This window comes from Paraburkholderia sp. MM5496-R1 (assembly GCF_050436205.1).
GTDB lineage: Bacteria > Pseudomonadota > Gammaproteobacteria > Burkholderiales > Burkholderiaceae > Paraburkholderia > Paraburkholderia tuberum.
On the sequence record NZ_JBNDLT010000002.1, the window covers coordinates 3,653,823 to 3,667,064 of the forward strand.

Here is a 13,242-nt window from a genome sequence, read left to right on the forward strand (position 1 = left end):
TCCGAATCCTGAAATCCCTCGGCTTGCTACGATATGACGACTTTCTCGGTGCGCAAATTCCTCGCGGCCGTAGTAGTGGCGGCGTGTTTGCCGCTTGTGCCGCATATGGCATCGGCGGCTCCCGCTGCCAACCTGCCCGACTTTACCGACCTCGTCGACAAGGTTGGCCCGGCGGTCGTCAACATTCGCACGACAACGCGCGTGTCGAACGGTAGTTCCCGCGGCGGCCTGCCGCCGGGTATGGACGACGGCGACATGTCGGAGTTCTTCCGGCGCTTCTTCGGGATTCCGTTGCCGCAGTCACCGCAATCGCCGCACGGGGGTGATAACGGCGGCGGCGGCGGTAGTGGCGGCAGCCCGGATTCACCGGACAACTCGGACGCCGAACAGAACAGCGGGGTAGGCTCGGGCTTCATCCTGTCGGCGGACGGCTACGTGATGACCAACGCGCACGTCATCGACGACGCGGACACGATCTACGTGACGCTGACCGACAAGCGCGAATTCAAGGCGAAGCTGATCGGCGTCGACGACCGTACCGACGTCGCGGTCGTGAAGATCAACGCGTCGAACCTGCCGACCATCACGATCGGCGACTCGAACAAGGTGCGCGTCGGCGAATGGGTCGTCGCGATCGGTTCGCCGTTCGGTCTCGAAAACACGGTGACTGCCGGTATCGTCAGCGCGAAGGGACGCGACACCGGCGACTACCTGCCGTTCATCCAGACTGATGTGGCCGTCAATCCGGGCAATTCGGGCGGTCCGCTGATCAACATGCAGGGCGAGGTGATCGGCATCAATTCGCAGATCTATAGCCGCACCGGCGGGTTCATGGGCATTTCGTTCGCGATTCCGATCGACGAGGCGATGCGCGTGGCCGATCAGCTGAAGAGTTCGGGCAAGGTGGTGCGCGGCCGCATCGCGGTGGCGATTGGTGAAGTGACGAAGGACGTCGCCGAGTCGCTCGGTTTGCCGAAGGCGCAGGGCGCGCTTGTGAGCAGCGTGGAGCCGGGCGGACCCGCCGATAAGGCCGGCGTGCAGCCGGGCGACATCATCCTGAAGTTCAACGGTCATTCGGTCGACACGGCGACGGACCTGCCGCGCATGGTCGGCGATACGAAGCCGGGCACGAAGACGTCGATCACGATCTGGCGCAAGGGTCAAACGCGCGAACTGCCGGTCACGATCGCAGAAATGCAGCCGGACAAGGTCGCGAAGGCGGATCAGAAGAAGCCGCAAGCGCCGCAGCAGCGCGCGACCAACGCGCTCGGCATCGCGGTCAGCGACATTCCCGCCGATCAGCAGAAAGCGCTGAAGATTCAGAACGGCGTGCAGATCGACGCGGTCGACGGTCCGGCCGCGCGTGTCGGGCTCCAAAAGGGCGACATCATCCTGCGGATTGGCGATACGGATGTGACGAGCACGAAACAGTTCGACGAGCTGACCTCACACCTCGATTCGCAGAAGATGGTCGCGTTGCTGGTTCGTCGCGGCGACAACACGCAGTTCGTGCCGATTCGTCCGCGCAGCGCGCAGAAATGACGAAGACGGCATTGCTCACGCTCTATGGGCGCGCGTGGTGCCATCTGTGCGAGGACATGCGCGCTGCGCTCGAGCCAATGCTGGCCGAGTTCGGAGCGCAGCTGGCGGTGATCGACGTCGACAGCGATCCGTTGCTCGAAGCGCGTTACACCGAGTTGGTGCCGGTGCTGGTTTGCGATGGCGTCGAACTGTGCCACTATCACCTCGACGAAGCGGCCGTGCGGGCAGCATTGGCTGCACATGCGTCGCGTGTCGCGGCGGCATCCTGATACGCACCCGCGCGGCATCTGGTTTCGCGCGATCCATGCGCATTTTTGCCTCGGCTCACTGCGATGCGCGCGGTAATTTTCTCGCATCCTCTACGCCGTCTTGAGGCCCGCGCTTCGCAAGATGCGCCGGCCGATGGGCTTTTCGGCTAAAATAGATAAGATTTTCACCTACTTACAAGGCGTGCTCCGCTATTGTCCGGGGCGCGCCTTTTCGCTTGATCGGCACTGAATGGATCATATTCGTAACTTCTCGATCATCGCGCACATCGACCATGGCAAGTCGACGCTCGCCGATCGCATCATCCAGATTTGCGGCGGTTTGTCCGACCGCGAGATGGAAGCTCAGGTGCTCGACTCGATGGATCTCGAGCGCGAGCGCGGCATTACCATCAAGGCGCAAACCGCCGCGTTGTCGTATCGCGCGCGCGATGGGCAGCTCTACAACCTGAACATGATCGACACCCCGGGGCACGTCGACTTCTCGTACGAAGTCAGCCGCTCGCTGTCCGCGTGCGAAGGCGCGCTGCTCGTCGTCGACGCGAGCCAGGGTGTGGAGGCGCAAACCGTCGCCAATTGCTACACGGCCATCGAACTCGGCGTCGAAGTGGTGCCGGTGTTGAACAAGATCGATCTGCCGGCGGCGAACCCCGAAAACGCGATCGCCGAGATCGAGGACGTGATCGGCATCGACGCGACCGACGCGACGCATTGCAGCGCGAAAACGGGCCTCGGCGTCGAAGACGTGCTCGAAGCGCTGATCGCGAAAGTGCCGCCGCCGAAGGGCGATCCGCAAGCGCCGCTGCAGGCTCTCATCATCGACTCGTGGTTCGACAACTACGTCGGCGTCGTGATGCTGGTGCGCATCGTCAACGGCACGCTGCGTCCGAAGGACAAGATCCGGCTGATGGCAACCGGCGCGCAGTATCCGGTTGAACATATCGGCGTGTTCACGCCGAAGTCGAAAGATCTCGAATCACTGTCGGCGGGGCAGGTGGGCTTCATCATCGCCGGCATCAAGGAACTCGCGGCGGCGAAGGTCGGCGACACGGTTACGCTCGTGAACCAGCCGGCGGCCGTGCCGCTGCCGGGTTTCAAGGAAGTGAAGCCGCAGGTGTTCGCGGGTCTGTATCCGGTCGAAGCGAATCAGTACGACGCGCTGCGCGATTCGCTCGAAAAGCTGAAGCTGAACGACGCGTCGCTGCAGTACGAACCGGAAGTGTCGCAGGCGCTCGGTTTCGGTTTCCGCTGCGGCTTCCTTGGTTTGTTGCACATGGAAATCGTGCAGGAACGTCTCGAACGTGAGTTCGACATGGACCTGATCACGACGGCGCCGACCGTGGTCTACGAAGTCCTGCAGCGCGACGGCACGACCCTGATGGTCGAGAATCCGGCCAAGATGCCGGAGCCGTCGAAGATCGAGGAAGTGCGCGAGCCGATCGTCACCGTGAACCTGTACATGCCGCAAGACTACGTCGGCGCGGTGATCACGTTATGTACGCAGAAGCGCGGCAACCAGATCAACATGCAGTATCACGGTCGTCAGGTTCAGCTTACGTACGAAATTCCGATGGGTGAAGTCGTGCTCGATTTCTTCGACCGTTTGAAGTCGATTTCGCGCGGTTATGCGTCGATGGATTACGAGTTCAAGGAATACCGCGCGTCGGACGTCGTGAAGGTCGACATGCTGATCAACGGCGACAAGGTCGATGCGCTGTCGGTTATCGTGCACCGGTCGCAAAGCCAGTACCGCGGCCGCGAAGTGGCGGCGAAAATGCGCGAGCTGATTCCGCGTCAGATGTACGACGTAGCGGTTCAAGCCACGATCGGTTCGAACATTATTGCGCGCGAAAACATTAAAGCGTTGCGTAAGAACGTGCTGGCAAAATGCTACGGCGGTGATATCACGCGTAAGAAGAAGCTGCTTGAAAAGCAGAAGGCAGGCAAGAAGCGAATGAAGCAGGTGGGCTCGGTTGAAATCCCGCAAGAGGCTTTCCTCGCTATTCTGCGTGTCGAAGACAAATAAGTTGAATAACGGAACCCTATGAATTTTGCGCTGATTCTTTTTGTGCTCGTCGTTTTGACGGGTGTCGCATGGGTCGCGGACAAACTGGTTTTCCTGCCGAAACGGCGCCGCGAGGCGGAAGCCGCAGTCGCCGAATTCGATCGTCAGCAGGCACGCATCGGCGAGCGCTTCGCCGATGAAAACGCCGCGCAAACGCGCGCGCGTCTGCGCGACGACAAGCTGCGTCAGCCGTGGTGGCTCGAATATACGGCGAGCTTTTTTCCGGTGATTCTTGTGGTGTTCGCCGTGCGCTCGTTCGTGATCGAGCCGTTCAAGATCCCATCGGGCTCCATGGTGCCGACGCTGCTGGTGGGCGACTTCATCCTCGTCAATAAATTCGAATATGGTCTACGTTTGCCGATTACCAACACGAGGATCACGCAGGGCAGTCCGGTCCATCGCGGCGACGTGGTGGTGTTCCGTTATCCTAAAGACGAATCGGTCGACTACATCAAGCGCGTCATTGGTCTGCCCGGCGACGTGATCGAGTATCAGGACAAGAAACTCACGATCAACGGCAAGCCGGTGCCTGAAACGCCGTTGCCCGATTATCTCGACGAAGAGCGTCTCGGTTATGCGAAGCAGTTCGAGGAAGATATCGACGGCCGCAAGAACGCGATTCTGAATAATCCGGCGGTGCCGCCGTTCATCGTCGGTGCGGAAGATTATCCGTATCGCGACAACTGCCAGTACAACGCGCGTGGCGTGATCTGCAAAGTGCCGCCGGGCAATTTGTTCATGATGGGCGATAACCGCGACAACAGCGCGGATAGCCGGTACTGGGGTTTTGCGCCTGAACGCAATATCGTCGGCCGCGCATTTTTCATCTGGATGAACTTCAGCGATCTGCGGCGCATCGGCCCTTTCCAGTGAGTCGCATGCATCGATCGCTTCATGAGCGCTTCTCACACGCCGCGCGAATAACCGGCACCCGGTTATCTCGGTCGCGGCGTGTTGTCATGCTACTTTAAGAACTCGCGGTAACGTCGGTTCACCACGCTTTTTCCGCTGGCGCCCCGTGTTTCCGCCGGGTCAGGCGCCCGCGTTATACTCTGCCCATGCCCCTATCTCCGTTGGAAAGCCGTTTGCGCTACGAATTTCGCAATGCGGAATTGCTGCGCCAGGCTCTAACACACCGCAGTCATAGCTCCACGCATAACGAACGGCTCGAATTTCTCGGCGACTCCGTTCTGAATTGCGCGGTGGCTGCGCTTTTGTTCCAACGTTTCGGCAAACTCGACGAAGGCGACCTGTCTCGCGTGCGCGCCAATCTGGTCAAACAGCAGTCCCTCTACGAGATTGCTCAGGCACTCAATATTTCGGAGGGCCTGCGCCTCGGCGAGGGCGAGTTGCGCAGCGGCGGCTTCCGCCGCCCGTCGATCCTCGCGGATACACTCGAGGCGGTGCTCGGTGCGATATTTCTGGACGGCGGATTCGAGGCTGCGCAGACGGTCATCAAGCGCCTTTACGTAGCGATTCTCGACCATATCGACCCGCGCACGCTTGGCAAGGACGCGAAGACGCTGCTGCAGGAGTATCTGCAAGGCCACAAGATCGCGTTGCCTACTTATACGGTCGTCGCCACGCATGGTGCGGCGCACAATCAGCAGTTCGAAGTGGAATGTACGGTGCCGAAGCTGGACGTCAAGGTGTCTGGCTCCGGCGCGAGCCGTCGCGCGGCGGAGCAGGCGGCCGCAAAGAAGGCGCTCGATGAAGTGATGGCCGCGGCGCCTGCCGTGGTCGCGAAGCCGAAGCGCTCGAAGGGCGCGCGTGCCGCGAAAAATGCCGAGCAGGAAATCGTGCCGGGCGTGACCGGCGTACAGGCCGCACTGGATTTGCGCACACCGGATCGCAAGAGCGCGCGCGGTGAAGGGCGCGCGCCTGTCGCGCTGGAAGCGCACGCCGACAAACCTTCCGTGGAAAAATCAGCCGCTGAAAGACCGGCGGCCGAGCGTGCCGCGCCGGGTCCCGCCGGTGCGCCGTTGGCTGTAATTCGTGCCGCGCATGTGGAGTACAGCGGACAGGACAAGCCGGAGCGCGCCGAAAAGTCCGAAAAGACGGAGAGGGCCGACAAGGTTTCGATCCACGCGGGCGAGAAACCTGTCGACAAGCCGGCCGAAAAACCCGCAGCGGACAAAACCCCCGACCTCAAAGCCGACACGCCGTCACACGCTCGCGGCACAGACCGTCTGCGCAGCCGCGAAGCCGCGCCGGGGACTGCTGCGTCCAGCGTGAGCGCCGCGCCCGCGTCGGTTGTCTCGGTGCCCCCGGCACCTGCCGAACACGAACCCGGCGTCGCCGACGCGGTGCAAACGCGCGTCGCCGATGCGGGCCATTGATTGCCATCGGCGTGCGCGTCGCGCGCGCCGAACTGAACCTGCCGTAGTCCGAATATGAACGCTCACACTCCCACTGGTTTTCGCTGCGGCATGGTCGCGATCGTCGGCCGCCCGAATGTCGGCAAGTCCACGCTGATGAACGCGCTGGTCGGCCAGAAAGTCAGCATCACGTCGCGCAAGGCGCAGACCACGCGCCATCGCATTACCGGCATCAATACGCTCGAAGACGCCCAGTACATTTTCGTCGACACGCCCGGTTTTCAGACCAAACACAGCGGCGCCCTGAACCGCTCGCTGAACCGCGCCGTTACGTCGACGCTGACCTCGGTCGACGCGATCCTGTTCGTCATCGAAGCAGGCCGCTTCGGCCCTGACGACCAGAAGGTACTCGATCTGATCCCGGCGAAGGTCCCGACGCTGCTGATCGCGAACAAGCTCGATCGCGTGTCGGATAAAGACTCGCTGTTCCCGTTCATGCAGCAGATGAGCACGCTGCGCGAGTTCAACGAGATCGTGCCGCTGTCGGCGAAAAATTCCGACGACATCAAACGTCTGATGGCCACCGTCAAGCCGTTCCTGCCGGAAGGCGAGCCGATCTACGGCGAGGACGACCTGACCGATCGCAGCGAGCGCTTTCTTGCCGCCGAAATCCTGCGCGAGAAAGTCTTCCGCTGGACCGGCGACGAGCTGCCGTACACGAGCACCGTGCTGATCGAGAAGTTCGAAACCGAAGGGCGGCTGCGCCGTATCTTCGCGACGATCCTCGTCGATCGCGACATGCACAAGGCGATGATCATCGGCCAGAAGGGCGCGAAGCTGAAGCAGATCAGCACCGAGGCTCGCCTCGACATGGCAAAGCTGTTCGACGGGCCGGTGTACCTCGAAACCTTCGTCAAGGTGAAGAGCGGCTGGGCCGACAATGAAGCCGGGCTTCGTGCGTATGGGTACGAATGACGCGTGGATGACGCTCAATTCAGACGAGGCTTCGGATCAGCCGGAGCACGAACCGTCTCGGCCCGCGCGTAGCTCGAGGAAATCGTCGGCCGACGCAAAAAGCCCAAAAAGCGCGAAAAGCGCACCCGCCGACGATGGCGAGCCACGCAAAACGCCGGCGCGCCGCGCGCCGCGCACCTCCACATCCGAATATCGGATCACCGAGCAGCCCGCGTTCGTGCTGCATAGCTATCCGTATCGCGAGACCAGCCTGATCATCGACGTGCTGTCGCGCGATCACGGCCGTCTCGCGCTGGTCGCAAAGGGCGCGAAGCGCCCGCACTCCGCGCTGCGCGGCGTGCTGCAAACGTTCCAGCCGCTGTCGCTCGCGTGGTCGGGCAAGTCCGAAATGCGCACGCTGACCGGCGCCGAATGGGTCGGCGGCATGCTGCCGCTGACCGGCGACGCGCTGCTGTGCGGTTTCTACGTCAACGAACTGCTGGTGCGCTTCTGCGCGCGCGAAGACCCGCATCCTCAGTTGTTCCATCACTACGTCGTCACGCTGACGCGGCTCGCGCACGATGAGCCGGCGGTGCAGGTGCTGCGCTCGTTCGAACGCGTGCTGCTACGCGAGACCGGATATGCGATGGCGCTCGACCGCACGGTCGCACGCAAAGCGGTGCTCGCCGACGGCCGCTACGTGTTCGATCCCGAGCGCGGGGTACGCGAGGCATCGGACGAATGGCCCGCGCAGTGGCCGGTAGTGTCGGGACAAACCTTGCTCGATATGGAAAAGGACGATTACCATCGAGCGCAGACCGTCGCGCAAAGCAAAACGCTGATGCGCTTCCTGCTCAACACCTATCTTGGCGGCGCGCCGCTTGCTACCCGCCAGATCCTGATCGACCTGCAGAACCTATGAGCTTCTTCCTGACTTCGCCGACCGCGATCGACCTCGGCGTGAACATCGACCATGTCGCCACGCTGCGCAACGCGCGTGGCACGTCCTATCCCGATCCGATCCGCGCCGCGCTGATGGCCGAAGAAGCCGGCGCCGACGCGATCACGCTGCATCTACGCGAAGACCGCCGGCATATCGTCGACGCCGACGTACACAAGCTGCGTCCGCTGCTAAAAACGCGCATGAATCTCGAATGCGCGGTCACGCCGGAAATGCTCGACATCGCGTGCGAAGTGCAACCGCACGACGTCTGCCTCGTGCCGGAAAAGCGCGAGGAGCTGACGACCGAAGGCGGTCTCGACGTCGCCGGACAGTTCGAGGCGGTGCGCGCCGCATGCAAGCAACTGGCGGACGCGAACTCGCGCGTGTCGCTCTTCATCGACCCCGAGGAGACGCAGATTCGCGCCGCGCACGAAGCCGGCGCGCCGGTGATCGAGCTGCACACAGGCCGTTACGCGGAAGCTCATGATCCCGCGGAACAGCAGCGCGAATACGAGCGCATCGTGCGAGCAGTCGAATTCGGCGCGACGCTCGGCCTCAAAGTGAACGCGGGCCACGGCCTGCACTACACGAACGTGCAGCAGATCGCGGCGATCGACGGCATCGTCGAACTCAACATCGGTCATGCGATCGTCGCGCATGCGATCTTCGCGGGCTGGGACAACGCGGTGCGCGAGATGAAGGCGATCATGGTCGCCGCGCGTCTCGGCGCGCGCGCGTAACGCAACCTGGCGACGGACGCACGCATGGCAATCTACGGAATCGGCACCGACATCGTTCAGGTCAGCCGCGTAGCAGCGGTGATGACTCGCACCAATGGCCGTTTCGCGGAGAAGGTGCTCGGTCCCGACGAACTACGCGTGTACCACGCGCGCCACGCCCGTTCGGCGGCGCGCGGTCTCGCGTTTCTCGCGACGCGCTTCTCGGCGAAAGAGGCGTTCTCGAAGGCGATCGGCCTCGGCATGCACTGGCCGATGAGCTGGCGCGCGCTGCAAACGCTGAACCGGCCGAGCGGCGAGCCGATGGTGGTCGCCTCTGGCGAGCTGGCCGACTGGCTCGACGCGCGCGGCATCACGGCGCGCGTGACGATCAGCGACGAGCGCGACTACGCGGTGTCGTTCGTGATCGCGGAGACGCAGCGGCCGGGCGATACGGAAGGTTCGTTGGCGGCGTCGGCGTCGCGGGCTTCGTCCGCCCGTTCCGCCACAGAATGAAAAGGTTGAGCGCGGCCACTGGCGGTCGCGTTTGTGTTGTCTCACAGTTTTCCCGCGGAATTCGATGAAAACCACACCCGGACCGGTGATGCTCGACGTGGTCGGCAAAACGTTGAACCGCGATGACAAAAGGCGTCTCGCTCACCCGATGACCGGCGGCGTGATCCTGTTCGCGCGCCACTACGAGAGCCGCGCGCAACTGGTCGGGCTGACCGATGCCATCCGCGCGATTCGCCCGGATCTGCTGATCGCCGTCGATCACGAAGGCGGCCGCGTGCAGCGCTTTCGCACCGACGGCTTCACGGTGCTGCCGTCGATGGGTAAGCTCGGCGCGCTGTGGGACCAGGACGTGCTGCACGCGACCAAGGTGACGACCGCGGTCGGCTATATCCTCGCCGCGGAACTGCGCGCGTGCGGTATCGACATGAGCTTCACGCCGGTGCTCGACCTCGACTATGGACACTCGCAGGTGATCGGCGATCGCGCGTTCCATCGCGATGCGCGCGTGGTCGCGCTGCTCGCGAAGAGTTTGAACCACGGCCTCGCGCTCGCCGGCATGAGCAATTGCGGCAAGCATTTTCCAGGGCACGGATTCGCGCAGGCAGATTCGCACGTCGCGATGCCCGTCGACGAACGCCCGATCGAGGAAATCCTCGGCAACGACGTCGCGCCGTACGACTGGCTCGGTCTGTCGCTTGGCGCGGTGCTGCCCGCGCACGTCGTCTATCCGCGCGTCGATGCGAAGCCGGCGGGCTTCTCGCGCATCTGGTTGCAGGACATCCTGCGCGGCAAGCTTGGCTTCGAAGGCGCGATCTTCAGCGACGATCTGTCGATGGAAGCCGCGCGCCAGGGCGGCACGCTGACCGAAGGTGCGCAAGCGGCCCTGGAGGCCGGCTGCGACATGGTGCTGATCTGCAACCAGCCGGACGAAGCGGAGAAGGTGCTCGACGCGCTGCGCGTCACGCCGGCGAGGGAATCGCAGCGGCGGCTGAAGCGCATGCGGCCGCGCGGTAAAGCGCTCAGGTGGAGCAAGCTGATGGCCGAGCCACGGTACGCCGAAGCGCAGAGGCTGCTGCGCAGTACGTTTGCATAAACGGAAATGGCGCCTTGAAGCAATTCAAGGCGCCATTTTTTAACAGCTTCGAACGGTGCGAGCCGCCGTCAAGCTTTGCTTGACAACCGCAGCACGCGCGATCCGATCGCTCAGTTCAAGCGCATGCGCTGCAACTTGTTGTACAGCGTCTTCGGGCTGATTCCGAGTAACGACGCCGCTCGATGCCGCGTGCCGCCGACCGCGTCGAGCGTCGCGCGAATCAGCATTTCTTCGACATCCGCGAGGGGCGTACCGACGGTCACCTGCACGCGACTGCCGTTCAGATCGCGGCCGTTCGCCGTGCTGGCTTCGTCGGCGCGCAACGACTCGATCACGTCGCCCGATGCCTGATAAGCGCGCCGCACGCGCTCCTGCAGTTCGCGCACGTTGCCCGGCCAGTCATACGCGAGGCATTCGCGCAGGAAATTCGGCGCCGCCTGCTTCGCGACCTCGGCCGTACCGCGCGCGGTCGCTTCCACATTCAGTTCGTCGACGGCTGCCTGCGCGATCAGCAGCGGATCTTCACCACGCTCGCGCAGCGGTGGCAGCATGACCGCGGCGGCTTCGAGGCGCAGCGCGAGGTCCTGATGCAGCGAGCCGTCCGCGACCGCCGCGCGCGGCGGCTTGCGCGTCGACGCGATGAGCCGGAAGTCGGTCACGATCTGGCTGGTACCGCCCACGCGCATGAAGGTCTGCGAATCGAGCGCGCGCAACAGCGCTTCCTGCTGCGTGCGCGGCAGCTCGGTGATTTCGTTGATGAACAACGTGCCGCCGCTTGCCTGTTCGAAGAGGCCCGGCTCGCGCTGCTCGGCGCCGCCGAACGCTCCGCGTTCGTGACCGAGCAGCATGCTGTCGAGCGAGCGATTGAGCCCGCCCGCGGTCGCGCCGCGGCAATCGAACGTGACGAACGGGCCTTTGCGGCGGCGGCTCATGTCGTGCAGCGTGCGCGCGGCGATCTGCTTGCCGGTGCCAGCCTCGCCGGAGATCAGCACCGCGGCTTCTGTCGGCGCGAGACGCTCGATCGTGTCGTACACGTGCTGAATGGCGCCGCTGCGACCGAGCATCGCGCCGAAGCGCCCAAGCTGACGCAGCGCCGCGCGCAGCGCCTGGACCTCCTCGGTCAGCTCATAAGGCCGCGGAATGCGCGCGAGCAGGCTGCGCAGGCGCGGAATGTTGACCGGCTTCAGCAGATAGTCCCAGATACCGTGCCGCAAGCCCTCGATCGCACTCTCGACGGTCGCATTGCCGGTCATCACGATCACCGGAAGCGCGCCGCCCGGCGGATGCGCGGGCAGATGCTGCAACAGATCGAGGCCGCTGCCGTCCGGCAGATTCAGGTCGACGAGCACGACGTCGGGGATGAAGCGCGTCAATGCGCCGCGGGCCTCGGCGAGCGTGGTCGCGGTGTCGACTGAAAAGCCGTCGGCGGCGAGGATTGCCGACAGACCGGACAAGCTATTGGGATCGTCTTCAACAATCAGGGCGTGTGGCATGGCGAGCGCAATTTTATGAATGGGTTGAATGCCCGGTGCGCCGCCAACGCTGATGGCGCGCACCGCGGACTCTGGGGGCTCGATGACAGGGCTAAACCAACGGTCCCTGGGCGGTGAAAAAACGACAGCCGCCGGCACTGCGCCTTGAGTCGCGCGGGCCGGCGCCTGTAGTTCCTTCACTGGTCCTGTCAGAAATCCCGGTTGCTATCGAAAAACCGGCGCACTTCGAGTTCCGCCTGTTCACGGGTTTTGCCATAGCGTTCCTGAATCAGACCAGCGAGCTTGTCGGCCCGGCCTTCGGCCTTGGTCAACTCGTCGTCCGTCAGTTCGCCCCATGCGGTCTTCGCCTTGCCGATCATCTGTCTCCATTTACCTTCAGCGATGTCGTTGTTCATGGTGCCTCTCCAGGAGTGGAAAATGAGCGTACTCGCGTAACTCTCTCCACCTAGCAGAGATCGTGCCAAAGGGTGTGGATGAAATCGATCAAGGCCTTGCCGCGCGCGCAACGCGAAATCCGGATGTCGCGATGGTAATTTTGAGAAATTTGCCGGTAAAGTTTTCCTAAACCATACACGGCGCGACAGAAAAGAAAAAGCGCCCAAAAAATTGAGCGCTTTTTGTGCAGGCCGGCAGGGCGCCGGCGCTGGCGGGGTGACGCGGGCGGGCGCTTAGGCTCGGCTGCGGTATTCGTGCGTACGGGTGTCGATTTCGATCTTGTCGCCGATGTTGCAGAAGAGCGGCACTTGCAGTTCGAAGCCGGTGTTCAGCTTGGCGTTCTTCAGCACCTTGCCCGACGACGTATCGCCCTTGACGGCCGGTTCCGTGTAGATGATTTCGCGAACCAGCGTGGTCGGCAGTTCGACCGAGATCGCCTTCTCGTTGTAGAACACGACTTCGCAAGCCATGCCGTCTTCGAGGTAGTGCATCGCGTCGCCCATCATTTCGGCTTCGACTTCGTACTGGTTGTAGTCGGCGTCCATGAACACGTACATCGGGTCGGCGAAGTACGAGTACGTCACTTCCTTGCGCTCGAGCACGACGACGTCGAACTTGTCGTCCGCCTTGTACACGGTTTCCATGCCTGCGCCGGTCAGCAGGTTCTTGAACTTCATCTTGACGACGGCGGAGTTACGGCCCGATTTGTTGTATTCGGCCTTTTGCACGACCATTGCGTCTGCGCCGATCATCACGACGTTGCCGGTGCGGAGTTCCTGTGCGGTCTTCATAAAACTGTCCTGTACGAGATAAATAGCTTCACTGTTGCTCAACGGCATACGGCGCAAGCGGCTTCGGCGTTTCGCCCACCGCCTGCCGCGCGCCGCGTGAAGCGGCCGCG

General features: G+C 63.0%; 13 protein-coding genes. 10 read left to right on the top strand and 3 right to left on the bottom strand.

Features of this window, described 5'->3' with window-relative positions; translation table 11 throughout:
• Positions 1-33: 33 nt before the first annotated feature.
• The 10 genes from OKW38_RS24080 (at position 34) to nagZ (ending at position 10,413) form a co-directional block, all read left to right on the top strand.
• On the top strand, positions 34-1,542 hold the full coding sequence (locus tag OKW38_RS24080) for a DegQ family serine endoprotease (RefSeq protein WP_090801167.1): 1,509 nt from the start codon (positions 34-36) through the stop codon (positions 1,540-1,542).
• A complete protein-coding gene (locus OKW38_RS24085) occupies positions 1,539-1,811 on the top strand; it encodes a glutaredoxin family protein (RefSeq protein WP_090801165.1) in 273 nt (90 codons plus the stop codon). Before OKW38_RS24080 ends, OKW38_RS24085 begins: the two co-directional genes overlap by 4 nt.
• Before the next feature lie 229 nt (positions 1,812-2,040).
• Positions 2,041-3,834, top strand: a complete 1,794-nt coding sequence (gene lepA / locus OKW38_RS24090; protein ID WP_090801163.1) for a translation elongation factor 4 — start codon at positions 2,041-2,043, stop codon at positions 3,832-3,834.
• Between the two features lie 18 nt (positions 3,835-3,852).
• Positions 3,853-4,746, top strand: a complete 894-nt coding sequence (gene lepB / locus OKW38_RS24095) for a signal peptidase I (protein ID WP_090801160.1) — start codon at positions 3,853-3,855, stop codon at positions 4,744-4,746.
• A 185-nt stretch (positions 4,747-4,931) separates the two neighbouring features.
• Positions 4,932-6,212, top strand: coding sequence for a ribonuclease III (gene rnc, locus OKW38_RS24100; protein WP_429363336.1), 1,281 nt, complete (start codon positions 4,932-4,934; stop codon positions 6,210-6,212).
• Between the two features lie 54 nt (positions 6,213-6,266).
• A complete protein-coding gene (era, locus tag OKW38_RS24105; protein WP_429363337.1) occupies positions 6,267-7,166 on the top strand; it encodes a GTPase Era in 900 nt (299 codons plus the stop codon).
• Entirely contained in the window at positions 7,153-8,067 is a 915-nt protein-coding gene (recO, locus tag OKW38_RS24110) for a DNA repair protein RecO (RefSeq protein WP_429363339.1), read from the top strand. The genes era and recO overlap by 14 nt, the downstream gene beginning before the upstream one ends.
• On the top strand, positions 8,064-8,828 hold the full coding sequence (pdxJ, locus tag OKW38_RS24115; protein WP_429335072.1) for a pyridoxine 5'-phosphate synthase: 765 nt from the start codon (positions 8,064-8,066) through the stop codon (positions 8,826-8,828). Before recO ends, pdxJ begins: the two co-directional genes overlap by 4 nt.
• A 24-nt stretch (positions 8,829-8,852) precedes the next feature.
• Positions 8,853-9,320, top strand: a complete 468-nt coding sequence (gene acpS / locus OKW38_RS24120) for a holo-ACP synthase (RefSeq protein ID WP_187612368.1) — start codon at positions 8,853-8,855, stop codon at positions 9,318-9,320.
• Between the two features lie 64 nt (positions 9,321-9,384).
• A complete protein-coding gene (gene nagZ, locus OKW38_RS24125) occupies positions 9,385-10,413 on the top strand; it encodes a beta-N-acetylhexosaminidase (RefSeq protein WP_429363341.1) in 1,029 nt (342 codons plus the stop codon).
• 110 nt (positions 10,414-10,523) lie between these two features.
• On the opposite strand, the gene OKW38_RS24130 is transcribed toward nagZ, so the two are convergent.
• The 3 genes from OKW38_RS24130 to efp form a co-directional block, all read right to left on the bottom strand.
• Positions 10,524-11,906 (bottom strand): sigma-54-dependent transcriptional regulator, encoded by a 1,383-nt coding sequence (locus OKW38_RS24130; protein WP_429363343.1) that lies wholly within the window; start codon positions 11,904-11,906, stop codon positions 10,524-10,526.
• A 188-nt stretch (positions 11,907-12,094) separates the two neighbouring features.
• Positions 12,095-12,301 (bottom strand): CsbD family protein, encoded by a 207-nt coding sequence (locus OKW38_RS24135; protein ID WP_090801149.1) that lies wholly within the window; start codon positions 12,299-12,301, stop codon positions 12,095-12,097.
• Between the two features lie 273 nt (positions 12,302-12,574).
• The gene (gene efp, locus OKW38_RS24140; protein WP_008919334.1) at positions 12,575-13,132 is read right to left on the bottom strand and encodes an elongation factor P; all 558 of its coding nucleotides are present in this window, start codon (positions 13,130-13,132) and stop codon (positions 12,575-12,577) included.
• Positions 13,133-13,242 lie beyond the last annotated feature (110 nt).

Excerpts from the sequence above, each read along its gene's own strand:
- OKW38_RS24135 (WP_090801149.1), bottom strand. The coding sequence starts at position 12,301 with ATGAACAACGACATCGCTGAAGGTAAATGGAGACAGATGATCGGCAAG.
- efp (WP_008919334.1), bottom strand. The coding sequence starts at position 13,132 with ATGAAGACCGCACAGGAACTCCGCACCGGCAACGTCGTGATGATCGGC.
- acpS (WP_187612368.1), top strand. The coding sequence starts at position 8,853 with ATGGCAATCTACGGAATCGGCACCGACATCGTTCAGGTCAGCCGCGTA.
- rnc (WP_429363336.1), top strand. The coding sequence starts at position 4,932 with ATGCCCCTATCTCCGTTGGAAAGCCGTTTGCGCTACGAATTTCGCAAT.
- OKW38_RS24130 (WP_429363343.1), bottom strand. The coding sequence starts at position 11,906 with ATGCCACACGCCCTGATTGTTGAAGACGATCCCAATAGCTTGTCCGGT.
- era (WP_429363337.1), top strand. The coding sequence starts at position 6,267 with ATGAACGCTCACACTCCCACTGGTTTTCGCTGCGGCATGGTCGCGATC.
- lepA (WP_090801163.1), top strand. The coding sequence starts at position 2,041 with ATGGATCATATTCGTAACTTCTCGATCATCGCGCACATCGACCATGGC.
- recO (WP_429363339.1), top strand. The coding sequence starts at position 7,153 with ATGGGTACGAATGACGCGTGGATGACGCTCAATTCAGACGAGGCTTCG.
- nagZ (WP_429363341.1), top strand. The coding sequence starts at position 9,385 with ATGAAAACCACACCCGGACCGGTGATGCTCGACGTGGTCGGCAAAACG.
- OKW38_RS24080 (WP_090801167.1), top strand. The coding sequence starts at position 34 with ATGACGACTTTCTCGGTGCGCAAATTCCTCGCGGCCGTAGTAGTGGCG.
- lepB (WP_090801160.1), top strand. The coding sequence starts at position 3,853 with ATGAATTTTGCGCTGATTCTTTTTGTGCTCGTCGTTTTGACGGGTGTC.
- OKW38_RS24085 (WP_090801165.1), top strand. The coding sequence starts at position 1,539 with ATGACGAAGACGGCATTGCTCACGCTCTATGGGCGCGCGTGGTGCCAT.
- pdxJ (WP_429335072.1), top strand. The coding sequence starts at position 8,064 with ATGAGCTTCTTCCTGACTTCGCCGACCGCGATCGACCTCGGCGTGAAC.